This is a genomic window from Streptomyces sp. NPDC007157 (assembly GCF_040634235.1).
Lineage (GTDB): Bacteria > Actinomycetota > Actinomycetes > Streptomycetales > Streptomycetaceae > Streptomyces.
On sequence record NZ_JBEYFE010000008.1, the window covers coordinates 345336 to 371846 of the forward strand.

Annotated in this window: 21 protein-coding genes, 3 tRNA genes and 1 pseudogene; 14 read left to right on the forward strand and 11 right to left on the reverse strand. The window is 70.4% G+C overall.

Going from position 1 to position 26511, the window contains the following annotated elements:
- Positions 1-59 precede the first annotated feature (59 nt).
- Both ABZ642_RS17985 and ABZ642_RS17990 read right to left on the reverse strand, forming a co-directional pair.
- Positions 60-722, reverse strand: coding sequence for a YceI family protein (locus ABZ642_RS17985; RefSeq protein WP_360484275.1), 663 nt, complete (start codon positions 720-722; stop codon positions 60-62).
- Between the two features lie 245 nt (positions 723-967).
- Positions 968-2611, reverse strand: a complete 1644-nt coding sequence (locus ABZ642_RS17990) for a M4 family metallopeptidase (RefSeq protein WP_360484278.1) — start codon at positions 2609-2611, stop codon at positions 968-970.
- A gap of 138 nt (positions 2612-2749) precedes the next feature.
- On the opposite strand from ABZ642_RS17990, the gene ABZ642_RS17995 reads away from it, so the two are divergent.
- Complete coding sequence (locus ABZ642_RS17995; protein WP_360484281.1) at positions 2750-3202, forward strand: gamma-glutamylcyclotransferase family protein; 453 nt, start codon at positions 2750-2752, stop codon at positions 3200-3202.
- 252 nt (positions 3203-3454) lie between these two features.
- Positions 3455-4873, forward strand: a complete 1419-nt coding sequence (locus tag ABZ642_RS18000) for an AMP-binding protein (protein WP_360484284.1) — start codon at positions 3455-3457, stop codon at positions 4871-4873.
- A gap of 66 nt (positions 4874-4939) precedes the next feature.
- Here ABZ642_RS18000 and ABZ642_RS18005 read toward each other — a convergent pair whose 3' ends face one another.
- Positions 4940-5638, reverse strand: coding sequence for an ElyC/SanA/YdcF family protein (locus tag ABZ642_RS18005; RefSeq protein WP_360484287.1), 699 nt, complete (start codon positions 5636-5638; stop codon positions 4940-4942).
- 187 nt (positions 5639-5825) lie between these two features.
- On the opposite strand from ABZ642_RS18005, the gene ABZ642_RS18010 reads away from it, so the two are divergent.
- From ABZ642_RS18010 to ABZ642_RS18030, 5 genes are all read left to right on the forward strand, one after another.
- Positions 5826-6560, forward strand: a complete 735-nt coding sequence (locus ABZ642_RS18010) for a sirohydrochlorin chelatase (protein WP_360484290.1) — start codon at positions 5826-5828, stop codon at positions 6558-6560.
- 170 nt (positions 6561-6730) lie between these two features.
- Entirely contained in the window at positions 6731-8011 is a 1281-nt protein-coding gene (locus tag ABZ642_RS18015) for a deoxyguanosinetriphosphate triphosphohydrolase (protein WP_360484292.1), read from the forward strand.
- Between the two features lie 158 nt (positions 8012-8169).
- Positions 8170-9432 (forward strand): FAD-dependent oxidoreductase, encoded by a 1263-nt coding sequence (locus tag ABZ642_RS18020; RefSeq protein ID WP_360484294.1) that lies wholly within the window; start codon positions 8170-8172, stop codon positions 9430-9432.
- Between the two features lie 103 nt (positions 9433-9535).
- On the forward strand, positions 9536-11443 hold the full coding sequence (gene dnaG / locus ABZ642_RS18025) for a DNA primase (RefSeq protein ID WP_360484296.1): 1908 nt from the start codon (positions 9536-9538) through the stop codon (positions 11441-11443).
- Between the two features lie 104 nt (positions 11444-11547).
- Positions 11548-12864: an RNA polymerase sigma factor gene (locus ABZ642_RS18030; RefSeq protein ID WP_360484299.1), complete on the forward strand. Its 1317-nt coding sequence runs from the start codon at positions 11548-11550 to the stop codon at positions 12862-12864.
- Positions 12865-12975: 111 nt separating this feature from the next.
- Here the strand turns inward: ABZ642_RS18030 and ABZ642_RS18035 are convergent, their stop codons facing one another.
- From ABZ642_RS18035 to ABZ642_RS18050, 4 genes are all read right to left on the reverse strand, one after another.
- On the reverse strand, positions 12976-14904 hold the full coding sequence (locus ABZ642_RS18035; protein WP_360484302.1) for an ABC transporter ATP-binding protein: 1929 nt from the start codon (positions 14902-14904) through the stop codon (positions 12976-12978).
- Positions 14904-16637: an ABC transporter ATP-binding protein gene (locus tag ABZ642_RS18040; RefSeq protein ID WP_360484305.1), complete on the reverse strand. Its 1734-nt coding sequence runs from the start codon at positions 16635-16637 to the stop codon at positions 14904-14906. The genes ABZ642_RS18035 and ABZ642_RS18040 overlap by 1 nt, the downstream gene beginning before the upstream one ends.
- A 162-nt stretch (positions 16638-16799) precedes the next feature.
- A complete protein-coding gene (locus ABZ642_RS18045; protein WP_360484308.1) occupies positions 16800-18254 on the reverse strand; it encodes an FGGY family carbohydrate kinase in 1455 nt (484 codons plus the stop codon).
- A gap of 174 nt (positions 18255-18428) precedes the next feature.
- Positions 18429-18734 (reverse strand): YtxH domain-containing protein, encoded by a 306-nt coding sequence (locus ABZ642_RS18050; RefSeq protein WP_360484310.1) that lies wholly within the window; start codon positions 18732-18734, stop codon positions 18429-18431.
- A 145-nt stretch (positions 18735-18879) separates the two neighbouring features.
- Here ABZ642_RS18050 and ABZ642_RS18055 point away from each other — a divergent pair.
- The 3 genes from ABZ642_RS18055 to ABZ642_RS18065 all read left to right on the forward strand — a co-directional run bounded on the left by ABZ642_RS18055 (position 18880) and on the right by ABZ642_RS18065 (position 19296).
- A tRNA-Asn gene (locus tag ABZ642_RS18055) sits at positions 18880-18952 on the forward strand.
- Positions 18953-18957: 5 nt separating this feature from the next.
- Positions 18958-19030 (forward strand) — tRNA-Asn (locus tag ABZ642_RS18060).
- 189 nt (positions 19031-19219) lie between these two features.
- A tRNA-Ile gene (locus ABZ642_RS18065) sits at positions 19220-19296 on the forward strand.
- A 256-nt stretch (positions 19297-19552) separates the two neighbouring features.
- On the opposite strand, the pseudogene ABZ642_RS18070 reads toward ABZ642_RS18065, so the two are convergent.
- The 4 genes and pseudogenes from ABZ642_RS18070 to ABZ642_RS18085 all read right to left on the reverse strand — a co-directional run.
- Positions 19553-19716, reverse strand: a pseudogene (locus tag ABZ642_RS18070) (sulfite exporter TauE/SafE family protein); the annotation flags it as partial.
- 156 nt (positions 19717-19872) lie between these two features.
- The gene (locus tag ABZ642_RS18075) at positions 19873-20532 is read right to left on the reverse strand and encodes an NAD(P)-binding domain-containing protein (RefSeq protein ID WP_360484388.1); all 660 of its coding nucleotides are present in this window, start codon (positions 20530-20532) and stop codon (positions 19873-19875) included.
- Between the two features lie 78 nt (positions 20533-20610).
- Positions 20611-21549, reverse strand: coding sequence for an SDR family oxidoreductase (locus ABZ642_RS18080; RefSeq protein WP_360484312.1), 939 nt, complete (start codon positions 21547-21549; stop codon positions 20611-20613).
- A 92-nt stretch (positions 21550-21641) separates the two neighbouring features.
- On the reverse strand, positions 21642-22274 hold the full coding sequence (locus ABZ642_RS18085) for an NAD(P)-binding domain-containing protein (protein ID WP_360484315.1): 633 nt from the start codon (positions 22272-22274) through the stop codon (positions 21642-21644).
- Positions 22275-22456: 182 nt separating this feature from the next.
- Here ABZ642_RS18085 and ABZ642_RS18090 point away from each other — a divergent pair, with 182 nt between their 5' ends.
- The 4 genes from ABZ642_RS18090 to ABZ642_RS18105 all read left to right on the forward strand — a co-directional run.
- Positions 22457-23368: a LysR substrate-binding domain-containing protein gene (locus ABZ642_RS18090; RefSeq protein ID WP_360484318.1), complete on the forward strand. Its 912-nt coding sequence runs from the start codon at positions 22457-22459 to the stop codon at positions 23366-23368.
- A gap of 302 nt (positions 23369-23670) precedes the next feature.
- Positions 23671-24177 (forward strand): RHS repeat-associated core domain-containing protein, encoded by a 507-nt coding sequence (locus tag ABZ642_RS18095; protein ID WP_360484321.1) that lies wholly within the window; start codon positions 23671-23673, stop codon positions 24175-24177.
- A gap of 115 nt (positions 24178-24292) precedes the next feature.
- Positions 24293-25015, forward strand: coding sequence for a hypothetical protein (locus ABZ642_RS18100; RefSeq protein WP_360484324.1), 723 nt, complete (start codon positions 24293-24295; stop codon positions 25013-25015).
- A gap of 952 nt (positions 25016-25967) precedes the next feature.
- Positions 25968-26511, forward strand: a 544-nt coding sequence (locus ABZ642_RS18105; RefSeq protein ID WP_360484327.1) for a PAS domain-containing protein, incomplete at its 3' end; no start/stop codon positions are given.

A 26511-nucleotide genomic window follows, 5' to 3' on the forward strand; every position in this document is an offset into this window, starting at 1 on the left:
GGGGGGCGGGGGGGGGCCCGGGCACCCTGCCGCGCGGCCGGCCTCGAAGGAACTCGACGTCAGCTGCCCTCCGGCGGCGTCCGGATCGCCGCGATGTCGAACTGCAGCCGCACCGTCTCGCTCACCATCGCGCCGCCCTCCGCCAGGCGGGAGTTGTACGACAGGCCCCAGTCCATGCGGTTGATGGTGGTCGTGCCGTCGAAGCCGACGCGCTGGTAGCCGAAGGGGTCCGTGACGTTGCCTATGTAGGTGAGTTCAAGGTCGACCGGGCGCGTCGTGTTCTTGATGGTGAGGTCGCCGGCCATGACGTAGACGTCGGGGGACTTGAGGCGGACCGCCGTGCTGGCGAAGCGCATGCGGGGGTAGGCCGCCGCGTCCAGGAAGTCACGGCCGATCAGATGGGCGTCGCGTTGTTCCACGCCCGTGTCGACGCTCGGCGTGGAGATGATCAGTTCCGCCTGGGAGCGGGACGGGTCGCGGCCGTCGAAGTAGAGGCGGCTCTTGTACTCGGTGAAGGCTCCGCGGACCGTCGTGACCATCGCGTGCCGGACCGAGAAACCGATTCTGCTGTGGGCGGGGTCGATGATCCATTCGCCGGAGAGGGCGGCGAGGGCGGGGTCGAGGAGGACGGGAGCCGAGGTGGGGGAGGCCGGCGCCGCCGTCGGGCGTGGGGGGAGCGTGGGGGTGCGGCGGGACGTGTGGGGGCGGCTGAACAAGTTCATGATTTATCTAGTTAGTCCACTCGGGGAATTGCCGCAAGTGGTCCTTCGGGCAACGGAGTTCGGGAATTCCGAAAGCGGTCACCGAAACTGCACATCATCGCCATCGGATCCACTCAGGAAGTGCTCGGTATTCCCGGATTCCGTGCTTTCTTGAATTGCGCCGTACCCCTTTGTCCGGGGTGTGTGCGACGGCCGCCCCGGTTCGTTCACCGGAGCGGCCGCCGTCACCCGCCCGCGCGGGCGGGTCAGTTCACGTTCACCGCGCTCCAGGCCGCGGCCACCGCGTTGTACTCGGTGCTGCCCGCCCCGTACAGGTCCTTCGCGGCGTTCAGGGTCGCCGTCCGCGCGCCCGCGTAGTTCGTCGAGGACGTCATGTAGACCGTCAGGGCGCGGTACCAGATGGCCCCCAGCTTGTCCCTCCCGATCCCCGTCACCGTCGAGCCGTTGTACGTCGGGGAGTTGTAGCTCACGCCGTTGATGGTCTTGGCGCCGCTGCCTTCCGCCAGCAAGTAGGCGAAGTGGTTGGCGACGCCCGACGAGTAGTGCACGTCCAGGTTCCCCACCGACGAACTCCAGTAGTCCGCCGAACTCCCGTCCTTCGACGGCTGGTCCATGAACCGCAGCGCCGCCTTGCCGAAGCCGGAGCGGACGATCTCCTCGCCGATCAGGTAGTCGCCGGGGTCGGAGGGGCTGTTCGCGTACCACTCCACCAGCGTGCCGAGGATGTCCGAGGTCGCCTCGTTCAGGCCGCCGGACTCGCCCGAGTACGTCAGCGCCGCGGTCTTGGAGGTGACGCCGTGGGTCATCTCGTGGCCCGCCACGTCCAGCGCCACCAGCGGGCCGAAGGTGGTCCCGTCACCGTCGCCGTACGTCATGCAGAAGCAGCTGTCGTCCCAGAAGGCGTTGTTGTAGCTGTTGCCGTAGTGGACGCGGTTGTACGAGCCCTTGCCGTCGCCCGCGATGCCGTTACGGCCGTGGACGTTCTTGTAGTAGTCCCAGGTCTCGTTGGTGCCGTACTGGGCGTCGACGGCCGCCGAGGAACGGTCCGAAGTCGCCCCGGTGCCCCAGTGGTTGTCGGCGTCCGTGAACACCGTCGACGGCGCCCGGACGATGCAGACGCCGAAGATGCACAGGTCCGTCTTGTTGGCCGCGTCGCCCGTGTACGTGTTGCCGCGCGTCGGGTCGGTGAGGTTGTACGTCGACCCGGACTGCGTCGTCTCCAGTGGAACCGTGCCGCTGTACAGCGACTTGCCGTCGCCCGTCGCCGTCTCGATGCTGTCCCAGGCGTCGATCTGGGCGCCGGTGCGGGCGTCCGTCAGCACCGTGCGGGCGACCGGGTTGCCGAGCGAGTCCTTGCCGACCGCGTTGGTGCGCCAGGCCAGCTTCGGGGTGCCGTGCAGCGCGTCGACGACCAGCTCCGGCCTGGCCTTCACCTGCTTCAGCGCGTCGCCGAGGTTGGCCGCCCGCAGCGCGTTCACCGCGAGGTCGGCGGCCCTCGGGGCGGATATGTCCGGGACGATCGAGGCGAGGGATATCTTGCTCTGGGTCGCCCGGTCGGCACCGCGGTAGGCGCCGTCCGCCTTCAGGTGGACGACGAAGTCGCCGCCCAGTACCGGGAGTTGGCGGTAGGTGCGGTCGTAACGGACGTGCTGGGCGCCGTTCTTGTCGACGATCACGTCGCGGACCTTGGTGCCCTCGGTGGTGGTGAGTCCGAGGGTGCCGGCGTACTGGACGAGCGCCTGCGCCGCGTTCTCGATCGCGGTGGCCCGGGTCGGTCTCGCGTCGGCGTGGGCGGCGGGGGACAGCGTGGCGGCCAGCAGGGTCGCGGTGGTGGCGGCGACTCCGGCCGTGGCGAGACGGGAAACTCGGGTGCTCCGTGTCCGGCTCATCGATCTCCTTGGAGATGCGCCTCAGAGGCGTGGGGGTGGCGCTGATGACGAGAGCGATTTAAGAGGCCATGACAATCCATGTCCATAGCGCCTCCATGGAGATGTGTGTGGAGGTGAAGGGGGTGGAGAATCCTTTCTGTGACCACCCGGAACCGCCGCCACCTCCCCTTCTTCGTCTACGGCACGCTCCGCCCCGGCGAGCCCAACCACGACCTGTTCCTGCGGGGTCGGACGCGGGCCGAGGAACCGGGACGCCTGCTGGGCGCGGTGCTGTACGACGGGCCCGGCTACCCCTACGCGGTCGAGGAGCCCGGCGGGGAACTGAGCGGCGAACTGGTCACCGCCCGCCCGGAGTCGTACGACCGACTCCTCCTGGAACTCGACGAGTTGGAGGAGTACGTGCCGGGGGACCCGGACAGTCTGTACGTGCGGGTGGAGCGGGACGTCGTACGACGGCGGGACGGGGCCACCGTCCGGGCCTGGGTGTACCTCGCGGGGGCCGCCGTCGCCGCGGAACTGCGGGCGGACGGCCGTCGTATCGAGGGCGGTGACTGGCCGGCCCGCGGGCTGCCCGGCCCGACCGCGTCGTAGCCGCGGCCCGGGCGCACCTCGTACGGCCCATGTGGCTTGTTCCGTGCCGGGGTTGGCCGAGCGGCCACCGTTGAGACTTCAAGGGGCCGGACTACAGTCGTGCACCTGTTCGTGAAGCTCCACGCTCCACGCACCACCTCGTACGACGTTCGGCATTTCGTTGTTCCGCTCCACGGCCCGGTCCGGGCCCCCGCCGCACCCGGACCCGGCCTCCCCCCACGTACACGCATGCAGCCAGGAGGTCTCCGAGCCATGCCTCTGCGTCACCTCACCCCCCGCGACCAGCACCTCTTCTGGCAGTACGGCCGCGGCGCCGGCGCACCCGTCCACGAACCGCTCGTCCACCGTGCCGTCGAACGGCACGCGATCGCCCACCCCCACGCCGTCGCCGCCGAACACCACGGCGCGACCCTCACCTACGGCGAACTCGACCGCTACGCCGGTGCCCTCGCCGCCCACCTGGTCCGCGAGGGCGTCCGCCCCGGCGACCATGTCGGCCTGTTCGCCCGCCGTTCCATCCCGACACTGGTCGGCCTGCTCGCCGTCCTCAAGGCGGGCGCCGCCTACGTCCCCCAGGACATCGGCCGCACGTCCCCGGACCGGCTCCGCCACGTCGTGCGCACCGCCCGCACCCGGGTGATCCTCACCCAGAAGGAACACGCCCCGCGCATCCCGCTCCCCGACGGCCATCGGCTGATCGCCCTCGACGACCCAGTGCCGTACCAGCGGGGCACCCCGATCGTGCTCCCGCACCCCGACGACGGCTGCCATGTCCTCTTCGCCGCCGGCCGCGCCGAAGCCGTGAAGGTCACCCACCGCAACGTCACCAACCTCCTGCTCACCGAACCCGGCGGCCTCGGCATCCGCCCCGGCGACCGAGTGGCCCAACTCCTCGACCTCGCCTCCGGCCTGGCCGCCTGGGAGATCCTCGGCTGTCTCACCCGCGGCGCCACCCTGGTCATCCGCGGCGCGGACCCCACCGCCGCGGCCCGCACCGCGACCGTCCTGATCGCCACCCCGGCCGTGCTGTCCGGCATCGACCCGGCCGGCTGCCCGCGCCTGCGCACGGTCGCCGTCGCCGGGGAGCCCGGCCCGCCGCGCCCGCTCGCGGATCTCTGGTCGCGACACGCCGCCCTCTTCGACTGCCGGGGTCCGGCCGAGGCGGCCGTCGTCACCACCATGGCCCGCCACGACCCGGCCGCCGGGCGGCCGGCCGGCGGCCACCCCGTCCCCAACACCACGGTGTACGTCCTCGACGCGGACCGCCGGCCGCTGCCCGTCGGCGAGAGCGGCGAGGTGTGGGCGGGCGGCGACTGCGTCCCGGCGGGTCACCTCGGCGACAGCACGCGGAACGCCGGGCGGTACGCACCCGATCCGTTCCTCGGCGAGGGCCGCGCCATGCTCCGCACCGGCGCGCTGGGCCGCTGGACCCCCGACGGCGCCCTCGAACACCTCGGCCGCGCCGCCGACATCCGGGCCGGGACACCCACGTCCCACCCGCGCACCGCCGGTGGCCGCCCACGCCACCCGGCGACGCCCTCGGACACAGCCGCGCCCACGGCGACGACCGCGCCGACGACGGCCATGGCGACTTCGGCGACGACCTCGGCCGTGGCCACGGCGGCGACTTCGGCCGTGGCCGCGTACGCCGACACCGCCCAGTGCTCCTGACCGGTCGGTGAGCCTCGCCCGTCCGACCGGCGTAACGACCTGACGGGCCCAGCCGGTCCGGCGGGCTCAACCGGTCCGGCGGGCCTGACGGGCCGCCGCGGCCAAGGCCTTGGAGACCCCCGGTTCCCTCTTGCCGAGGAACTGGGGGTTCGGCTCGAAGACCACGTCCAGGGCCGCCTTGCCGGCCGCGAGGACCTCCCGCGACCCGCCGTAGTACCAGGTCGCGTCGTGCTTGTCCTCGACCCCGACGCCGTACGACGTCACCCCCGCCGCCTCGCACAGCGCCACCGCGCGCCGGATGTGGAAGCCCTGGCTGATCAGTACCGCCCGGTCCACGCCGAAGATCTTCTTCGCGCGGACGCAGGAGTCCCAGGTGTCGAAGCCGGCGTAGTCACTGACGACGCGCTTGCCGGGTACCCCGTGCCGGGAGAGGTACGTGCGCATGGCGTCCGGCTCGTCGTAGTCCTTCCTGCTGTTGTCCCCGGTCACCAGGACGACCTTGACACGGCCCTCCCGGTACAGCGTCGCCGCCGCGTCCAGGCGGTGGGCGAGGTACGGCGACGGCTCGCCGTCCCACAGGCCCGCGCCGAAGACGACCGCGACGTCGGTGCGGGGTACGTCCGCCACCGTGTACAGCCGGTCGGCCGTCGACACGTACAACCAGGTGGCCGGCAGCAACGCCAGCACGCAGCCTGCCATCACGCCCTGCACCAGGCGCCGTCTGCCGGTACGGGTGCGCGGCAGACGCGGTCGGCGGATCTTCATACGGTTGTTCCCCCTCGACCTCTCCACGGTCTCCCCGTGGCCTCCCCCTGGCGGCTCCGACCTTGGAGGACGCGTGCCGAGGCGTTCCGGTTCGCTCACAGCGGCCGGATTCGTGCCGTGAAGCGTACGAAAACTCTCGTGACGGTCAGGCAACGGGGGTGCAATCCCGCCCGGCGAGGATCCCTCCATGACCGTGTCCGACCTTCCTCCGCGCCCCGGCCCGCCCGCCCTGGTCCTGGTGGCCCACGGCAGCCGCGATCCGCGCGCGCTCACCACCGTGCGGGCGCTCATGGACCGGGTACGCGCGCTGCGTCCAGGTCTCCGCGTGCACCTCGGTCACCTCGAGCTGAACGAACCGCCGCTCCAGGACACCCTCGCGGCACTCGGCGACACTCCGGCCGTCCTGGTCCCGCTGCTGCTGAGCCGCGGGTACCACGTCAGGCAGGACATCCCGGAGACGGCCGCGGCCTCCCCGGCCCGCACCCGTGTCGCCGCCCCACTGGGCCCGCACCCCCTCCTGGCGGACACCCTGCGCGCCCGGCTGCTGGAGGCGGGCTGGCGCCCCCGGTCCGCGAGTGCCGTGGTCCTGGCGGCGGCCGGCTCCCGCGACCCCGACTCCAAGGTCGACACCAACCGGATGGCTCGGCTCCTCGCGGCCCGCCTGGGTGTCCCGGTCCTCCCGGCCTACGCCTCGGCGGCGGCTCCGACGGTCCAGGAGGCGATCACCGCTCTGCGGGCAAGGGGCCGCCACCGCATCGCCGTTGCCTCCTACTTCACGGCCCCGGGCCGCTTCTCGACGCAGTGCGCGGCACAGGCGCCATGGGTGGCGGCGGCCCCTCTGGGAGCCCACGTCTCGATGGCCGAGCTGGTTCTCCACCGTTACCGGCGGGCACTGGGGACGCAGGCTGCCGCGGCCGCCTGAAGGGGGGCTCGTGAGGACGGTGCGGCCCTGCAACGCGCCCCTCCAGGGCGCGGGGGACGGCGCGACCAGCCCCCACCCCCCCCCGCCCGCACCCGCCCGACAACGCGACTTGGCAGAGCAGCAGGCGTACCAAACACCCGTTTGTCACTATCGCCCCGTACTGTCGAACCATGGCAGTACCCGCACCCGCACCCACCCCGGCCTACGACCAGGCATCAGCCGACCGCTGGGCCCCCGAACCCGACAAACGCCCCGGCCGCACCGCCTTCCAGCGCGACCGCGCCCGCGTCCTGCACAGCGCCGCGCTCCGCAGGCTCGCCGGCAAGACCCAGGTCGTCACCCCCGGTAACCCCAGCCAGATGTGGGACGCCAGCCCTCGTACCCGCCTCACCCACTCCCTCGAATGCGCCCAGGTCGGCCGGGAACTGGGCGCCGCCCTCGGCTGCGACCCCGACCTCGTCGAGGCCGCCTGTCTCTCGCACGACCTCGGCCACCCGCCCTTCGGTCACAACGGCGAACAGGCGCTGAACACGTTCGCCGACGACTGCGGCGGTTTCGAGGGCAACGCCCAGTCCCTACGCCTGCTCACCCGGATCGAACCCAAACGGTTCACCCCGGAGGGCTCCGTCGGCCTCAACCTCACCCGCGCCGCCCTGGACGCGGCCACCAAGTACCCGTGGCCGCGCGGCGCGCACCCCACCGACCCGGCGTCCCCGAAGTTCGGCGTGTACGAGGACGACCGCCCGGTCTTCGACTGGGTCCGCAAGGAGGCCCCCGGCACCCGCACCTGCTTCGAGGCGCAGGTCATGGACTGGTCCGACGACGTCGCCTACTCCGTGCACGACGTCGAGGACGGCCTGCACGCCGGCCACATCGACCCCAACTGCCTGCACGCCGAACCGGAACGGCAGGAGGTGTACGCGGTCGCCGTCGGCAGATACGTGCCGGCCGGCACCGATCCCGCCGAACTCGCCGCCGCCCTCGACCGCCTCCAGGACGAGGAGTGGTGGCCGCACGGCTACGACGGCACCGCGGTCGCCCAGGCCCGCCTCAAGGACGCCACCAGCCAGCTCATCGGCCGCTTCTGCCTGGCCGCGGAGGCCGCCACCCGTGAGAGGTACGGCACCGGCCGGCTCACCCGCTACGGCGCCGAACTCGTCGTACCGCGCGAGGCCCGGATGGAGTGTGCGGTGTTGAAGGCGATCGCCCACCGTTACGTCATGCAACGTGCCGAACAGGAGCGGATCCGTGCCGAACAGCGGGTCGTCGTCGCCGAACTGGCCGAGGCGCTGACCCGCCGGGCTCCGGACGGTCTCGACCCGCAGTTCCGGGCGCTGTTCGACACGGCGGGCGACGACCACGCCCGCAAACGCGTGATCGTCGATCACATCGCCTCGCTCACCGACGCCTCCGCGCGGTCGTTGCATGCGAGGCTGACGGGGCGCAAGTGAACATTTTGTGACCCTCTGTGACTCCCTGTGGCCTGATCGAGTCATGATCGTGTCAGCGGGTGGCACTCCCTCTTCCCGCATCACGCTGCGTGCGGGAGGCTCACAGTGCGGCGCATGTGGGCGGCATATGTGGCGGCACCCTTATGAGGAGGCATCAAGTGGTCGACGCGGACCAGACATTCGTCATCGTCGGTGGCGGACTCGCCGGCGCCAAGGCGGCCGAGACGCTCCGAGCCGAGGGCTTCACCGGCAGGGTGATACTGATCTGCGACGAGCGCGACCACCCGTACGAGCGGCCGCCGCTCTCCAAGGGCTACCTGCTCGGCAAGGAGGAGCGCGACAGCGTCTTCGTGTACGAGCCCGCCTGGTACGCGCGGAACGACATCGAGCTGCATCTCGGCCAGACCGTGGACCGGATCGACCGCGCCGCCAGGACCGTCCGCTTCGGCGACGACGGCACGCTCGTCCGCTACGACAAGCTGCTGCTCGTCACCGGCGCCGAGCCCCGCCGCCTCGACATCCCCGGCACCGACCTGGCCGGCGTCCACCACCTGCGCCGCCTCGCGCACGCGGAGCGCCTCAAGGGCGTCCTCGCCGCCCTCGGCCGGGACAACGGGCACCTCGTCATCGCGGGCGCCGGCTGGATCGGCCTGGAGGTCGCGGCGGCGGCCCGGACGTACGGCGCCGAGGTCACCGTCATCGAGCACGGGCCGACCCCGCTGCACGGCGTGCTCGGGCCCGAGCTGGGCAATGTCTTCGCCCAGTTGCACCAGGAGCACGGGGTCCGGTTCCGCTTCGGCGTACGGCTCACCGAGATCGTCGGACAGGACGGCATGGTGCTCGCCGCCCGCACCGACGACGGCGAGGAGCACCCGGCGCACGACGTCCTCGCGGCGATCGGCGCGGCGCCGCGGATCGGGCTCGCCGAGGCGGCGGGGCTGGAGATCGCCGACCGGGCGCACGGCGGCGGCATCGTCGTCGACGAACGGCTGCGGACGTCCGACCCCGACATCTACGCGGCCGGTGACGTGGCCTCCTTCCCGCACGGCCTGTTCGGTACCCGGCTGCGGGTGGAGCACTGGGCCAACGCGCTGAACGGCGGTCCGGCGGCGGCACGCTCGATGCTGGGCCGGGACGTGACCTACGACCGGGTGCCGTACTTCTTCTCCGACCAGTACGACCTCGGGATGGAGTACAGCGGCTGGGCGCCGGCCGGGTCGTACGACGAGGTCGTCATCCGGGGGGACGCGGGGAAGCGGGAGTTCATCGCGTTCTGGCTGAAGGAGGGGCGGGTGCTGGCCGGGATGAACGTGAATGTGTGGGATGTCACAGAGCCGATCCAGAAGCTGATCACTTCGGGGGCCGTGGTGGACACGGATGCCTTGGCGGATCCGCATGTGCCGCTGGAATCGCTCGCCTAGCCGTCTGCGTTCCGCTGCGTTTGCGCGGGTGCGGGTGGGCGGGGGCCGGTCGCGCAGTTCCCCGCGCCCCTTCGGGGCACTGCGGTGACCGTAGAATTCATGCGTGGCAGGACGGATCAATGACGAGGACGTGAAGGCGGTACGGGACGCGGTCCCGATCGACGCCGTTGTGTCCGAGTACCTCCAGCTGCGCAACGCGGGCGGCGGGAACCTCAAGGGGCTCTGCCCGTTCCACGACGAGAAGTCGCCGTCCTTCCAGGTCAGCCCGAGCAAGGGACTCTTCCACTGCTTCGGCTGCCAGGAGGGCGGCGACACCATCACGTTCGTGATGAAGGTCGACCACCTCTCCTTCTCGGAGTCGGTCGAGCGGCTGGCCGGGCTGGCCGGCATCACCCTGCGGTACGAGGAGGGCGGGTACAACCCCTCCCACCAGCGCGGTGAGCGGATCCGGCTGGTCGAGGCGCACAAGATCGCCGCCGTCTGGTACGCGGAACAGCTCGCCACCAGCCCCGAGGCCGAGACCGGCCGGGTCTTCCTCGCCGAGCGCGGCTTCGACCAGGCCGCCGCCGTCCACTTCGGCGTCGGCTACAGCCCCCAGGGCTGGGACCACCTCACCCGCTATCTGCGCGGCCAGGGCTTCACCGACAAGGAGCTGCTGCTGTCGGGGCTGTCGCAGGAGGGGCGGCGCGGGCCCATCGACCGGTTCCGGGGGCGGCTGATGTGGCCGATCCGGGACATCGGCGGCGAGGTCGTCGGCTTCGGCGCCCGCAAGCTGTACGAGGCGGACAACGGCCCCAAGTACCTCAACACGCCCGACACCGCGATCTACAAGAAGTCCCAGGTCCTGTACGGCATCGACCTCGCCAAGCAGAGCATCGCCAAGGCCAGCCGGGCGGTCGTGGTCGAGGGTTACACGGACGTCATGGCCTGCCACCTGGCCGGGGTGACGACCGCGATCGCCACCTGCGGCACGGCCTTCGGCGGCGAGCACATCAAGATCCTCCGCCGGCTGCTGATGGACAACGGCAGCGCCCGGGTGATCTTCACCTTCGACGGCGACGCGGCCGGCCAGAAGGCCGCCCTGCGCGCCTTCGAGGACGACCAGAAGTTCGCCGCCGAGACGTACATCGCGATCGCGCCGGACGGCATGGACCCCTGCGAGCTGCGTCTCGCCAAGGGCGACGAGGCGGTCGCCGACCTGGCCGAACCCCGCACCCCGCTCTTCGAGTTCGCGCTCCGCCAGATCGTGGCCCGCTACGACCTGGACACCCCGGCGGGCCGCGCGGCCGCCCTGGACGAGGCCGCGCCGATCGTCGCCCGGATCAAGAACAGCGGCGCCCAGCACGAGGTCGCCGTCGAACTGGCCGGCATGCTCGGCATCCTCGACACCCAGTTCGTGGTCAAGCGGGTGGCCCAGCTGGCCCGTTGGGCACGGGACAAGGGCGGCAGGGGCCCCTCCCCGGCGCGCGGCCCGCAGCAGCCGTCGTACGACACCGGCGCCCCACGCCCGGCCGTCTCGGGACCCGCCCTCAATCTGCGCAACGCGGTCTACGCCACCGAGCGCGAACTGCTGAAACTCGCCCTCCAGCGGCCCGAGCTGGTCTCCCCGGCGTTCGACGCGTACGGCATCGACGAGTTCACCGCCGCCCCGTACGCGGCCGTACGCCAGACCATCATGGAGGCGGGCGGCTCCGAGTGGGGCGTGCAGGATCCGCAGGAGTACCTGGTCCGGGTGCGTGAGTCGGCCCCCGACGACACGGTGCGCGCGATGGTCACGGAGCTCGCCGTCGAGGCGATCATGCGCCGCACGGTCGACGAGAACTACGCGGGCGAGCAACTCGTGACCGTCCGCCGCCGGGCCGTGGACCGTCGTATCCACGAGATCCAGATCACCCTCACCCGCCTCAGCAGCGGTGGCGACCCGGCCCAACTCGCCGCTGTGCAGAACGAGTTGTGGGTGCTCCAGCAGTACGGGCAGGCGCTGCGCGAGCGCGGCGTCGCCGCCCTGTGAGCTTCGAGCGGCCGACAGGATAACCACGCGGTCACGGACCGGACGCAAAAAGTCACCGCACGCCCCTCGTGGCGGCGATGTGTCTTACTCCACACTGGGGGGCGGTGCCTGAGTCCTCGGAGCGCGGCCGGCCCGTCCCTGACGGGTCCCACACCCCCGCCGTTCCACTCATCGCGTACGGGACGGACAGCGGCGAGGCCGTCGTCTCCGTCCCCGAAGTACCGCTGCCGTACCCCCTGGCAGCGATCATCCTGGAGGTCGCCCCCGTGCAGACCCAGACCCTGACCCAGACCGACAGCGCGCTCACGGACGAACCGGAGGCCGATGCCGACGTCTACGCCGGAGTACCACCGCAGAGCCGGGTCGCGCTCCACCCCGAGACGGAGACCGAGCTTCCGGCGGACGCCGAGGGCCCGGCCGTGGCGGAACTCGCTGCCGACGCCCCGGAGACCGAGCCCGAGACCGAGCCGGAACCCGAGCCGGCCGCCGTCGCCCGCGTCGACAACGGCAGCCCCTCCTCCGACCTGTTCCGCCAGTACCTGCGCGAGATCGGCCGTATCCCGCTGCTCACCGCCGCCGAGGAGGTCGAACTCGCCCGCCGCGTCGAGGCCGGCCTGTTCGCCGAGGAGAAGCTGGGCGGCGCCCCGGACCTCGACAGTGAGCTGGCCCTCGACCTCGACCGGCTGGTCGTCATGGGCCGGATGGCCAAGCGCCGCCTCATCGAGGCCAATCTGCGGCTGGTCGTGTCGGTGGCCAAGCGGTACGTCGGCCGCGGCCTGACCATGCTGGACCTCGTCCAGGAGGGAAACCTGGGCCTGATCCGCGCCGTCGAGAAGTTCGACTACGCCCGCGGCTACAAGTTCTCGACGTACGCGACCTGGTGGATCCGTCAGGCCATGTCCCGCGCCCTGGCCGACCAGGCCCGCACCATCCGCGTCCCGGTGCATGTCGTGGAACTCATCAACCGGGTGGTGCGCGTCCAGCGCCGGATGCTCCAGGAACGGGGCTACGAGCCGACGCCCGACGAGGTCGCCGCCCACCTCGACCTCGCGCCCGAGCGGGTCGGCGAGGTGCTCCGCCTCGCCCAGGAACCGGTCTCCCTGCACGCCCCGGTCGGCGAGGAGGACGACGTGGCCCTCGGTGACCTCATCGAGGACGGCGACGCGGCGAGCCCCGTGGAGTCGGCGGCGTTCCTGCTGCTGCGCGAGCACCTGGAGGCGGTGCTGTCGACGCTGGGGGAGCGGGAGCGGAAGGTCGTACAACTGCGGTACGGCCTGGCCGACGGGCGCCCGCGGACGCTGGAGGAGATAGGGCGCATCTTCGGCGTGACACGGGAACGGATCCGGCAGATCGAGTCCAAGACCTTGAACAAGCTGCGGGATCACGCTTTTGCGGACCAGCTGAGGGGTTACCTGGACTGACGCCGGGTGCGGGCCTGCGGGCCGCCCGGGGCGGCACGGGTGGGCGCAGCGGCACCCCGCAAGCGCGGGCGAGTGAAACCCCCGCCCGCGCCCGCAGGGTGCCGTACCTGCTCAGTCCACCTCGGCCACCGCCTGCGCGAACTGCGCCTTGTACAGCCGCGCGTACGCCCCGTCCGCCGCCAGCAGGTCGGCGTGCGCGCCCTGTTCGACGATCGAGCCGTTCTCCATCACCAGGATGGTGTCGGCGTCGCGGATCGTCGACAGCCGGTGGGCGATGACGAACGACGTACGGCCGTGGGCCAGCTTGGCCATAGCCTTCTGGATCAGCACCTCGGTGCGGGTGTCGACCGAGGACGTCGCCTCGTCGAGGACCAGGATCGTCGGGTCGGACAGGAACGCCCGCGCGATGGTGATGAGCTGCTTCTCACCCGCGCTGACGCCCGTGCCCTCGTCGTCGATCACGGTGTCGTAGCCCTCGGGGAGGGTGCGGACGAACCGGTCGGCGTGGGCCGCCCGAGCCGCCTCCTCGATCTCGCCCCGGGTGACCTCGCGGGAGGCGCCGTAGGCGATGTTCTCCGCGATGGAGCCGCCGAACAGCCAGGTGTCCTGGAGCACCATGCCGATGCCGGCCCGCAGTTCGTCCCGGGACATCCGGGTGATGTCGACGCCGTCGAGGGTGATCCGGCCGCCGGAGACGTCGTAGAACCGCATCAGCAGGTTCACCAGGGTGGTCTTGCCGGCGCCGGTCGGGCCGACGATCGCCACCGTGTGGCCCGGTTCCACCGTCAGCGAGAGGTCCTCGATGAGCGGCTTCTCCGGGTCGTACCGGAACGACACGTGCTCCAGGGCCACCCGCCCGCGCAGCTCCGCCGGACGCACGCCCGGTACCGGGTCGGCCTCCTGCTCCTCCGCGTCGAGGAGTTCGAAGATCCGCTCGGCCGAGGCGACACCCGACTGCACCAGGTTGGCCATCGAGGCGACCTGGGTCAGCGGCATCGAGAACTGCCGGGAGTACTGGATGAACGCCTGCACGTCACCGATCGACAGCGCGCCGGAGGCCACCCGCAGCCCGCCGACGACCGCCACCAGCACGTAGTTCAGGTTCGACACGAACATCATCAGCGGCTGCATCACACCGCTGTTGAACTGCGCCTTGAACCCGGCCTCGTACAGCGCGTCGTTCTGCTCGGCGAACTGCTGCGCCGACTCGTGCTGCCGGCCGAAGACCTTCACCAGGGTGTGCCCGGTGTACATCTCCTCGACATGGGCGTTGAGCTTGCCGGTGGTGCGCCACTGCTGCACGAAGTGCGGCTGCGAGCGCTTGCCGATGCGGGTGGCGATCAGGAACGACAGCGGCACGGTGGCCAGGGCCACCAGCGCCAGGATCCAGGACACCCAGAACATCACCGCGAGCACACCGATGATGGTGAGCAGCGAGTTGATGAGCTGGCCCATCGACTGCTGGAGCGTCTGGCCGATGTTGTCGATGTCGTTGGTCGCCCGGGAGAGCACCTCGCCGCGCTGCCGCTTGTCGAAGTACGACAGCGGGAGCCGGGACAGCTTCCCCTGGACGTCCTCGCGCAGCCGGTACATCGTGCGGTTGACGGACCGGTTGACCAGCCGGGTCGCCACCGCCATCAGCAGGCCGGCGACGACGTAGGTGCAGAGCGCGAACAGCAGGACGTCGCCGACCTGACCGAAGTCGATGCCCTTGCCCGGGGTGAAGTCGGTGCCCTTGAGCATGTCGGCGACGGTGTCCTGGCCGCGCTCGTGCATGCCCTGCAGGACCTGGTCCTTGGTGGCCCCGGCCGGCATCCGCTTGCCGATGACACCGGCGAAGACCAGGTCGGTGGCGCGGCCGAGGATCTTGGGGCCGACCACGTTGAGGGTGACGCTCGCGACCACGCAGAACAGCAGCACATAGAGGGTGAACTGTTCGGGTTTGAACCGGGCGAGAAGCCGTTTGCCCGAGTTCTTGAAGTCCATCGAGCGCTGGTCGGGGCCGCCCCCGGCCATCATGCGTCCCATGGGCCCGGCCATCAGGCGGCCTCCGCTTCCGTCAGCTGGGAGAGCACGATCTCCCGGTAGGTCTCGTTGCCGGCCATGAGTTCGTGGTGACGGCCGGTGCCGACGACCCGTCCCTCGTCGAGGACGACGATCCGGTCGGCGTCCCTGATGGTCGCCACCCGCTGGGCGACGATGACGACGGTCGCCTCGGCCGTCTCCTGGGCGAGCGCGGCACGCAGGGCCGCGTCGGTCGCGTAGTCGAGGGCGGAGAAGGAGTCGTCGAAGAGGTAGATCTCCGGGCGCTGCACCAGCGTGCGGGCGATGGCCAGACGCTGCCGCTGGCCGCCCGAGACGTTGGTGCCGCCCTGGGCGATGGGCGCGTTCAGTCCGCCCTCCAGCTTCTCCACGAAGCCCTTGGCCTGCGCCACCTCCAGCGCGTGCCACAGCTCCTCGTCGGTGGCGTCCGGGTTGCCGTACCGCAGGTTGGTCGCGACCGTCCCGGCGAACAGGTACGGCTTCTGCGGCACCAGCCCGACCGTCTTGGCGAGCAGCTTGGGATCGAGACCCGAGACGTCCTCCCCGTCCACGAGGACCTGACCGTCCGTCGCGTCGAAGAGCCGCGGCACCAGGCCGAGCAGGGTGGACTTGCCGCTGCCGGTGGAGCCGATCACGGCGGTCACCTCGCCGGGCCGGGCCACCAGGTCGACGGCCTTGAGCACCGGCTCCTCGGCACCCGGATAGCGGAAGCCCGCGCCCCGGATCTCCAGGTGCCCGTGCCGGCGCAGCTCGACGACCGGCGCGATCGGCGGCACGACGCTGGACTCGGTGTCCAGGACCTCCTCGATGCGCTCGGCGCAGACCTCCGCACGCGGCACCATCATGAACATGAAGGTGGCCATCATCACGGACATCACGATCTGCATCAGGTAGGCGAGGAACGCCGTCAGATCGCCGATCGCCATGTCACCGCTGTCGATGCGGTGGGCGCCGAACCACACCACCGCGATCGAGGAGACGTTCACCGTCGTCATGACGATGGGGAACATCAGCGCGAGCATGTTGCCGGTGGCCAGCTGCATCTCGGTCAGGTCCTTGTTGGCCTTCCCGAACCGGCCCTGCTCGTACTCGTCGCGGACGAACGCGCGGATCACCCGGTTGCCGGTGATCTGCTCGCGCAGCACCCGGTTCACCGTGTCGAGGCGCACCTGCATGGCCCGGAACAACGGCCGCAGCCGGCGCACGATCAGGGCGACCGAGACGGCCAGCACCGGGACGACGGCGACCAGTACCCCGGACAGCGGAACGTCCAGGCCGAGGGCGAGCACGATGCCGCCGACACACATGATGGGCGCCGACACCATCAGCGTGAACGTCATCAGGACCAGCATCTGGACCTGCTGTACGTCGTTGGTCGTACGGGTGATGAGGGAGGGTGCTCCGAAGTGACCCACCTCACGTGAGGAGAAGGACTGCACCCGGTCGAAGACGGCGGCCCGCACATCACGGCCGAGCGCCGACGCGGTCCGGGCGCCGTAGTACACCGCACCGATGTTGCACACCACCTGTGCGAGCGAGATGCCGATCATCAGGGCGCCGAAGGACAGGATGTAATCCGTGTCACCCTTCACGACGCCGTTGTCGATGATGTGTGCGTTGAGCGTGGGCAGGTAGAGGGTGGCGCAGGTCTGCAGGAGCTGCAGCAGCACCAGGATGGAGATGGGTTTCCTGTAGGGCCTGAGATAGGTCCGCAGAAGTCGTATGAGCACGCTACGTCTCTCGGAGTCGGCGGTGGGGGCGGGGTCGCTTGCCCGAAAGGCGGGATCGCTTGCCCTAGGCCCCTATCGTCCGACACTCCACCCGCGTTACCTCAACCGATTAACCCGACAGCGGACGTACGCGGACGTACACGGGCGTGCGCTTCGCGGTGTTTACGACCGGAACGCCCCCGGGTGGGTCTGCTCCCGCACCGAGACGAACTGCTGCCGCACCGCCTGCCCGACGGCCAGCTCGTCCCCGGGATCCAGCACCTGAGCCGCCGCACCCTGCCAGACGGGCGGGGTACGCGGATCCAGGGTCCCCTGCGAGACCCCGAGCGCCCAGGCCGCCTGCCGGGCCGCCCCGATCGCCGCGTAGTCCGCCGGCTGCGGTACGACGACCTGCGCGCCGAACAGCATCGGCGCCGCCGCTTGTACGGCCGACAGCTCGGCGGCCTTCCCCAGCAGGAAGATCCGCCGCACCTCCACACCCCGGCCGCGCAGCACGTCCAGCGCGTCGGCGAGCCCGCACAGCATGCCCTCGAAGGCGGCCCGCGCGAGGTGCTCGGCCTTCATGGACTCCCGGCGCAGCCCGGCCAGCGTCCCGGCGGTGTGCGGCAGGTTCGGCGTCCGCTCGCCCTCCAGGTACGGCAGCATGACCAGCCCGTGCGAGCCCGGCGTCGACTTCATCGCCAGGTCGGAGAGGCTCTCCAGGTCCGAAAGCCCGAGCAGCTCGGCGGTCCCGCGCAGGGTCCGTACGGCGTTCAGGGTGGTCACGACCGGCAGGTGCATCCCGGTGGCGTCGGCGAGCGAGGTGATCATCCCGGAGGTGTCGGCGAGCGCCTCCGGGTGCACGGCCATCACGGACCCGGACGCGCCCAGGGACACCACGGCGTCCCCGAAGCCCAGCCCCAGCCCGAAGGCGGCGGCCATGGTCTCGCCGGTGCCCGCGGAGATCAGCAGCCCCTCCGGAGTCGTACCGGCGGCGTCCGAGGGGCCGATCACGTCGGGCAGCATGGCCTGATGGCCCAGGGCGAGTTCGACGAGGTCGGTCCGGTAGCCGCCGGAGGCGGCCGACCAGTACCCGGTCCCGGAGGCACCCCCGCGGTCGGTGGTCCTTCGGACCGGCCGCCCGAGCAACTGCCACACCAGCCAGTCATGGGCCTGCAGCAGTGCGGCGGTCCGCCGCGCGTTCTCCGGCTCGGCCTTCGCCAGCCAGCGCAGCTTGGTCACCGGCTGCGCGGCCTGCGGCACGCACCCCACCGCCTGCGCCCAGGCCTCCCGGCCGCCGAGCGCGTCGATGAGATCCGCCGCCGCGACCTGGGCGCGCCGGTCGCCGCCGACGATCGCCGGGCGCACGGTGTTGCCCTGGGCGTCCAGCGGGATCAGCGCGTTCTGCTGCGCGGAGACACCGATGGCCTGCACGCCCTCCAGGAGCCCGCCGCCGGCGGCCTCGCCGAGGGAGAGCAGCCAGGCCTGCGGGTCGACGTCGCTGGGGCGCGCCGCGCCGTCCGGCGTGTCGACCGGGTGCGGTGCGTATCCCTGGCGGAGCACCGCACCCGTGTCGGTGTCGCAGACCACGATGCGAGTGAAATCCGGTGAGCTGTCCAACCCGGCGACTATCCCCATGGACGAAATTCTGCCGCACGCGCCGCTGTGGTTTGGCCGACGGGCGCTGTTGGGGTGAGGGCCGGGTTTCGGGCGCGGGTGCGTCGGGGCTGGTCGCGCCCACGCGGCGGAGCCGCACATGTCGCAGCCCGGCACCCCCGAGGGGGTGCCGGTGGGCGTGTCGAAAGGCGGGCGTCAGGTGTTGCTGGTGCCCCAGTCGTCCTCGGCCGCGCCGTTCGTGTTGCGTTCGCGCAGGGAGCGGACCCGGGCGGCCACCGAGTCGGGCATCCGGTCGCCGACCTTTGCGCTGACCGAGTGGAATGCCTTGCCGGCGTAGACCCGGCCCTGTTGGGCGGCGGTCTCGGCGGTGTTGCGGACCGCGGGGTTCTGGGCGACCTGGCGGGCGGACTTCTTCAGCTGCTCGTATCGCTCGCGTCCGGCCCTCGTACCCAGCACGTAGCCCAGAGCGAGCCCGGCGACGAACGTGAGCTTGTAGCGCATGGCGGCCACCCTTCCCTCGGGGGGAGTCTTGTTCGGGGAGTACCGATTGGCGGAGCACCCCCCTGCTTGCGCTAATGTATGTGTCGCAGCGAGCGGGCGCCCCCTGGCGAATACCCAGGTAGGTACGTTCGATGCAACGAGGCATTCCTCCGTAGCTCAATTGGCAGAGCAGCCGGCTGTTAACCGGCAGGTTACTGGTTCGAGTCCAGTCGGGGGAGCTCGGTCCTCCGTAGCTCAATTGGCAGAGCAGCCGGCTGTTAACCGGCAGGTTACTGGTTCGAGTCCAGTCGGGGGAGCATGCTGAACGAGGACCCCTGCGGGGGTCCTTTTTCATGTCCGTTCCGTGTCCGCGGGAACCGCTGGGCCTGCGCCGATGTCCTCAAGGTCGTGAACGTCCGCAGAAGCCGACCATCCGAAGCAGGAGATCGTATGAGCGGCTATGCTGCGGCAGACGGCGCGCACACTTGTACGCGACACGCCGCTATGGGGCGGTAGCTCAGCCGGTTAGAGCAGCGGACTCATAATCCGTCGGCCGTGGGTTCGAGTCCCACCCGCCCCACCAGTGCAGGTCTTTGACCTGCGGAAACGTTTGTTTTTGGGTGTTGGAGCGTCAACTTTGCCTGAACGAACTGAATCCGCTGCTCGTGGGTTTGGGGTCCGGCAGCGTTCCGGGGAGATCCAACCCCTCTGACCTGCGGCGGAGTAGGTTTTTAAGGTTGCCGCTGTCGGTCCGGGCGACTGCGCTGAGGTCGTCCCCAAGACCCAGGCGCCGTACTGGGGCCGGGGCGCGGCCGGGGTCGGGCCGAAGGTGTTTCCGGGCCGATGCCGGTGGCGAGGGTGCCGAGCAGGAGCCGGAGTGGGGTGTCGGGAGGTGGGGTTGGAGGCGGGCGCCGGGGTAGCCGCCGACCAGGCGTCGGGCACCGCAGCAGAAGCCCAGGAGCCAGTCGGGGGCGACGTCGCCTGTTGCGGCCAGGGAGAGCAGCGGCACCAAGCCGTGGAAAAGATCGAAGCCCGCTCAGCCCGCACCCAAGGTGCTGGCTGAGCGGGTCAGTTCTTCGTCTCGGTCCCTGACACAGGAGGAACGGATCCACATCGCCGAACACGGCCGGACCACATCACGGCCCGCGATAATGGACGGTCACCGCGTTGCGGTGGCCAGTGCCGCGCGGATGGCGTCCTCGCCGACCGGCCGGCCCTTCTCGTTCGAGTACGGCCCGTACGGTGCTCCCCACACCGGTGTGCCCGTCGCCTGCCGCCAGCTGTCGGCCAGCGTTCCCGCGTCCACCACGCTGTAGCCGATGGAGTCGATGAATTCGGTCACCGCCGCCTTCGCCGATGCGGAGTCACCGGCGATCGGCAGGTAGGAGCGGTCGGCCGCCCCTGCCGGGCGTGCGAGTGACAGCAGGTGCTTGAAGAAGATGTTGTTGAACGCCTTTACGAGCAGGGCGTCCGGGACGTACTGGCGAAGCAGCTCGCTTGAGGTGAGGGACTTGTCGTCGAGCTCGGGGATGTGCCCGTCACGCTCGGGGCCGTAGTTGCAGGTGTCGATGACCGTCTTCCCGGCCAGTGGCGCGGCGGGCACGTGGGGGAAGGCGCTGACCGGCACCGTGACCACGACAATGTCACCGGCCCCTGCGGCCTCTTCGCTCGTCGCCGCGGACGCCCGCGGCCCCAGTTCCGCGGCCGTGTCCACGAGCGTTCCGGGACCGCGCGAGTTGCTGAGCACCACCTGGTGCCCGGCCCCGACAGCGAGTCGCGCGAGGGTCCTGCCGAGGCTTCCGCTTCCGATGAATCCCACGGTCGTCATAATCTCAACGTCCTTCAGAAGAGCCGAACTTGCCGACTGCCGGGCTCGTTACGATCCGGGTTCCTGCCGTCAGCCGGCGGGGAAGTAATGGCCGTTGTCCAGATCGGCGAGCAGGCCGGGCCGGGCGGGTTCCCAGCCGAGGGTCCGGCGGGTGATGAGGTTGGATGCCGGGTAGCTCTGCGTGACGATATTCGTGAGGAACCCGAAGTACCCCGGCGTCATCAGGGCATCGTCGGGAACGCTCACGGCGGGCAGACCCAGGCGGCCGGCGATGGCCTCGGCGATGTCGCGGAACGGGATGCCCCCGTCCTCGACCGCGTGCCAGTACCTGCCGGCCGGACCCCTCTCCAGCGCCAGGCGGAACAAGGTGGCGGCATCGCGGATGTGCACGGCGTTCCACAGGTTCGCGCCGTCCCCGGGGTAGCCGACGAACCCCTTCTCCTTCGCGAGCGCGATCAGCGTGGGGAGGAAGCCGGCACGGTCGGTCGTGCCGTGCGCGATGTTGGCGAGCCGCACGACCGAAGACCGCACCCCCTGCTCGGCGAGGTCGACTACGGCCCTTTCCACGACGTTGCGGATCCGCAGGGTGCCGCTGTGCTCCTCGCCGGCGGGGAGGGCCGGGTCCTCCTCGGTGGCCGGCCGGCCCAGGTGCTGCCCGGGTGAGCCAATGCTCCCCGCCGTGACCAGCGGCTTTCCGGTTCCCGCCAGTGCCTCGCCGTACGCGAGCATGATCGGGAGCTCCGCAGCGGCCACGGCGTCCATCCCGCCGGAGGGCAGCAGATCCTGCCTGTGGGCAACGTGGATGACGCCGTCGGAGTCCGCGGCTGCCGCCTTGAGCCCGTCGAGATCCTGAAGGTCGCCGCGACGCACCTTCGCGCCGAGCGCGGACAGGGCCGCCGCGGAAGTGTCCGACCGGGCCAGGCCGGTGACCTCGTGCCCGGCGGCGATGAGTTCGGGGATGATGTACGAACCGGAATGGCCGGTCCCCCCAGCGACGAATACGCGCATCTGACTGTCCTTGTGAGGGTAGGTGCAGGGTCTTTTCGTGCCGTAAGTGAACTGGCGTAATGCAGCACGAGAGGTAGTGGTAGGGGGTTTGCTCAGCCGATAAGGGTGATGCCGAGGGAGAAATTGGCGTGCTTGACGGAGTGGTTCATGAGGCCCAGCTCCAGCAGGCCGACGTTCTCCAGTGCCCGCGCCATGAACAGTGCCCCGGTGTCCCAGGGGCGCAGCCCCAGGCTTTCGACGAACGCCGACACGCGTGCCTTCGCCTGCGCGTCGTCGCCGGCGATGAACACGTCCAGAGGGCGGTCCTCGGCCGGGCCGGCCGCCAGAACGTGGGAGAACACGGTGTTGAACGCCTTGACGACATGCGCGTCGTCAGAAGCCGCCTTGGCGATCTCCTGTGCGCCGGAACTGTCGCCGGGGACGACGAAGCCCTGCAGGTCGGGGGCCACGGGGTTGGTGATGTCAACGATGATCTTGTCGCGCAGTGCGTCCCCGTACTCCCTCACCACCGCCGCCGCGCCGGCGTACGGCGTGGCGAGGACAACGATGTCCCCGGTCGGCGCGGCCCCGGCCGTCCCGACCGTGGCACCGCCGAGCGTGGCGGCCCATTCCTTGGCCTTGGCCTGGTCACGGCCGATGATCTCGACGGCGTTACCGCCGGCGAGCGCCCGGCCGGCCAGAGCGCGGGCCATGTTTCCCAGTCCGATAATGCTGATGCTGCTCATCGGTGTTCCTGCTTTCCGGGCTTTGGCCCTGCTGTCGAATTCCAGTGTCGAATTCTTGTGCCGAATTTACTTCGACGCCCTTGAGCGCCTGTTTTTCATGCTGTCATCGGGTCCGAATGGATGTCCAAGACCTATTGAAGGCGTAGTGATACCCTGGAGGTATCACCGGGCTGGGGGTTCTAGTGGATCTGGACCTGCGCAAACTGCGTTACTTCGTCGCCGTGGCCGACCGGCTGCATTTCGGCCGCGCCGCCGATGAGCTTCACATCGCACAGCCGGTGCTCAGCCGGCAGATCCGCGCGCTCGAGCAGGATCTCGGCGCCTCGCTGTTCACCAGGGATCGCCACGGCGTGGAGCTGACAGATGCGGGCCGGCAACTGCTGGCCGACGCCGGTCCGCTGCTCGCCTCAACCCACGCGGTCCGCCGCCGGGTGTCCGCGGCCGCCGGCGGCAAGCGGCGGCTGATGGTCGGTTTCCGGGCCGGCATTGCAGTCATCCCGGCGGCCCGTGCGTTCGAGGACCGGCACCCGGACGTGGTCGTGGACGTGCGGCGGATCGAAGGGGACGACCAGGCTGCGATGCTGCTCGACGGCCGCATCGACATCGGCTATGTGCGGCTGCCCATCGACGAGGCAGGCCTGCGCGTCACCCCGCTGTACACCGAGCCGCGGGTGGCGGTGCTGCCCGCCGGACACCGGTTGGCCGGCAAGGAGGAGGTCACCGAGGCCGACCTGGCCGGCGAAACGCTGGTCTGGCACGGTGACCCGAGCACGCAGCCCACCAAGCGTCCGCTCCCCAATGCCGGGTACCCGGTGCGCGGGGTGGACGAGACGCTCGAGCACGTCGCGGCCGGCCGGGGCATCTCCTTCCTGGCCCGTTCGGCGTCCGTGTTCTACTCGCATCCGGACGTCGTCTATGTGCCCATCCCGGATCTGGCGCCCGACCAGGTGTGCCTCGCGGTGGCGGCATCGCACACCTCGCCGGTGGTCGACGACTTCGTCACTGCGGCTCAGTCGACGGCCGAGATCACGGCGGAATGTGGGAACTATGAGATGTGGAAGCTTGGAGGCGATGTCGCCTCAGGGCACGCTTGAGTAGTTCGGCTGCCCCCGTTCGTCATCCGCTGGAGAGTGCAACGGCCTGACGGAGTGGTGCTGTTGCGGCTGACCTCTGAGCCGGTTCCGTTCTTCGCCAGCAGTTGTCCGAGGGGCCCCGAGGCACCTGAGACTGCCTGCAAGTACGTGCTGCGGATGCGGCTCAAGTCGGCTGATGGCCGGCGGTCTGCCGTTCGTAGTGTGGGGAGTCGGTGGGGTAGCGGTCCTGCCGGTGAGCGCGGACATCAAGGGCGACATCGTCGCGGCGTCGCGCGGTTACTCCCCACTCCGGGGCGCCCACGGTGGTCCGTTCCGCCAAGTACGGCAGCACGACGGGCCATCGGCTGAGCATCCTGCTCACCGACCAGCTCGGCACCGCCACCACCGCGGTGGACGAAGCCAGTGGACGGCCCGTCACCCGCCGCTTCTCGAAGCCCTTCGGCGAGACGCGCGGCAGCCAGCCGTCCAGCTGGCCCGACCGGCGCTCCTACCTGCGCACCGGCATCGACGACACGGCCACCGGCCTCACCCACCTCGGCGCCCGCGAGTACGACCAGTCCACCGGCCGCTGCCTCTCCGCCGACCCGGTCATCGACCCGTCCGACCCGCTGCAGATCAACGGCTACGCCTACGCCGACAACGACCCGGTCGCCAAGAGCGACCCGGACGGCCTGCAGGCCATCGAGTGCTGGAGGGCACGGCGGTGTGCCGCGGAGGAGTGCCGGTCGCGGCGAAGCGCCCGACCGAGCCCAGGTCGGGCGGGGGAGGCGGAGCGGGTAAGTTCAGGGTGGTCTCGGCGTTGTCGGTGATCTGTACATGATCTGGGACGCGACGCGCTCATGGCAGCGGGGCTGTGACGGATGGCTCGTTTCCTGTGACCCGCCGCCGATGGCATGAGTGTGAAGAGAGACCGAGGAAAGGGCCATGGCGAAAGAGCGAGTGACGGTGTGCCTTCCCCCGTGCGACCCGGGGGACGTCGTCCAGGCCATCACCGCGGCGATGGCGCCGTTCGACTACAACCGTGACGCCGGAGTCGGCGGCCCGGATGTCGAGACCTGGTGGGACTACTGGCAGATCGACGGCCGGGGCTGCGAGTTCCTGGTCGTCCCGGGGCACGAGGACGACCCGCGCCTCGTCCGGGGTGCCGAAACCCTGTCCGGAGAGCCGCGCGACGTTCCGCCTTCGCTGTGCGACGGCGGGCCACGCGCGCTGCTGGACCTCGAAACCCCGCGTGAGCAGGCGGCCGCCGAAGCACGCCGAGCCTTCGAAGCGTGGCAGGGCTTTGCCAAGGCCTACCCGCCCGTCCGCTCCGCGAGTGAATTCTGGGCCCGGCACATCGCCAACCCTGAGAACTACCCGCGTGCCCAGGCACTGGAGGACTTCCGCACGCAGCCAGCCATCGCGGCACTCCTGGACAACCCGGAACTGGAGGACCTCGTCGGCGACGACCCGGTCGCCAACCTGGGAGACGACCTCGACGCCCTGGTACGCCACGCTGTGGACGACGTCTTGCCCTCGAACGCCCTGCTGACCCTGGATGGACGCTGGCTGGACGTCGCGAACGACGAGCGGCGCCGCTACTTCAACGACTACCTCGACGCACTTCCGGCCGACGCGTACGTCGTCCGCGTGCTGTACCACGGATGAGGCCTGCGTCCGCGAGGGTGCCCATGTAGGGGAGTGTCTCTTCACGCTGTCTGGCGGTGCTCTGCACGCTGATTGTGAGATTCCGGTCCGGCGACTCGGACCGGAACCTTTGCGCGCTGGAAGGGTAATCCGCTGCGCATCGGTTCCGGCCCGCTCGTCACGCTGGGCGGACGCCGACTGGCGCCGACTCATGGCGTTCGTCAAAAACGCTCAGGGGCCGAACAGGGGCCACAAGGACAGGCACTGACTGACGAAGGCCGTACTCAGCCGACTATGGTCGATGGGTCTGACCTGCAAAAACGTCATGGATCGACGTTGATCGGCAAGGGTCGCCAAGATCCTCGAAGGACTCATAATCCGTCGGCCGTGGGTTCGAGTCCCACCCGCCCTACCATCGCCTACCCGCGCAGGAACGTTTTCACCTGCGGCGGACCGTCAGCCCCTCTCGATGAAGGGGGCTTCGATGTTTCTGAAGATCGTTAGCTCGGCCGTTGCTCGGCCGAAGTGCTGGCGATCACGGCATGGGTCGGCCCCGACCGGACGTACATGTCCGGGGCCTTGGTTCAGGCTCGCGCGGAAACGATCAGCGTTCCGACGATGCGCCGGCCGGGCGGCGCGGCCGGCATTTCGGCGCGCACATCTCCGAAGCCGTGCTCGGCGAGCAGTTGCTCCCACACGTTGAGTACACCGAGTGGACGGCGTCGAAGTCCCGGGCCTGCTGCAAGAACTGGATTCCGGCTCATGGACCAGGGCCTCACCGACACAGTGGCCCGCCGGATCGTCGTGATCACCGGCGGACTGGCAGGCCGGGAGCGCAGGGGAGGCCTTCACCAGGCGGGATCCGTACACGAAGCGTGCCGGGGCGTGCGAACGCTGTGACCTCATGGTGCGAGCTGCGACTCCCTGCTCGTATCGTGAGAAGACGGAAAGCGGCGCGGTGAGCGGGAAAATCATGGCAGAACCGGCGGTCGACTACGCGGCAGTGTTCCAGGCTCTTCCCGGGGCGGCGGCGCTGGTGACTCCGCAGCTGGTCTTCGCGGACGCCAACGCGGAGTTCCTGCGCCTGCGGGGCCTGCCCCGCGAACAAGTGGTCGGTCGTTTCCTGCCCGAGGACCGCCCCGAAAAGGACCCCGCCGAGCCTCTCCTGCTCAGGGTTCTGGCGTCACTGCGCCGGGCGGCGGCCACCGGTGAGCGCAGCATCGTGGCGCTGCAGCGCTTCGACATGGAGGATCCCGACCAGCCCGGGGTCTGGCACGAGCGGTATTTGAACATGACCAACATTCCCGTGTTCGGAGCTGACGGGCGGGTGACGCTGCTGCTGCACCGGGTGGAGGACGTCACCGAACTCATCCGTGCCCGTGAGGTCGCACTGACCTTGCAAGAGGCCATGCTGCCCACCCCCCGCCCGGTCGGCCGGCACCCGACGGCCGTCCGCTACCGGCCCGCCGCCGAAGCACTCAGCGTGGCCGGCGACTGGTACGACCTGGTCGACCTGC

Coding starts and splice junctions, on each gene's coding strand:
- ABZ642_RS17985 (WP_360484275.1), bottom strand. CDS start 722: ATGAACTTGTTCAGCCGCCCCCACACGTCCCGCCGCACCCCCACGCTC.
- ABZ642_RS17990 (WP_360484278.1), bottom strand. CDS start 2,611: ATGAGCCGGACACGGAGCACCCGAGTTTCCCGTCTCGCCACGGCCGGA.
- ABZ642_RS18000 (WP_360484284.1), top strand. CDS start 3,455: ATGCCTCTGCGTCACCTCACCCCCCGCGACCAGCACCTCTTCTGGCAG.
- ABZ642_RS18005 (WP_360484287.1), bottom strand. CDS start 5,638: ATGAAGATCCGCCGACCGCGTCTGCCGCGCACCCGTACCGGCAGACGG.
- ABZ642_RS18010 (WP_360484290.1), top strand. CDS start 5,826: ATGACCGTGTCCGACCTTCCTCCGCGCCCCGGCCCGCCCGCCCTGGTC.
- ABZ642_RS18015 (WP_360484292.1), top strand. CDS start 6,731: ATGGCAGTACCCGCACCCGCACCCACCCCGGCCTACGACCAGGCATCA.
- ABZ642_RS18035 (WP_360484302.1), bottom strand. CDS start 14,904: ATGGCCGGGCCCATGGGACGCATGATGGCCGGGGGCGGCCCCGACCAG.
- ABZ642_RS18045 (WP_360484308.1), bottom strand. CDS start 18,254: ATGGGGATAGTCGCCGGGTTGGACAGCTCACCGGATTTCACTCGCATC.
- ABZ642_RS18050 (WP_360484310.1), bottom strand. CDS start 18,734: ATGCGCTACAAGCTCACGTTCGTCGCCGGGCTCGCTCTGGGCTACGTG.
- ABZ642_RS18080 (WP_360484312.1), bottom strand. CDS start 21,549: ATGCGCGTATTCGTCGCTGGGGGGACCGGCCATTCCGGTTCGTACATC.
- ABZ642_RS18085 (WP_360484315.1), bottom strand. CDS start 22,274: ATGAGCAGCATCAGCATTATCGGACTGGGAAACATGGCCCGCGCTCTG.
- ABZ642_RS18100 (WP_360484324.1), top strand. CDS start 24,293: ATGGCGAAAGAGCGAGTGACGGTGTGCCTTCCCCCGTGCGACCCGGGG.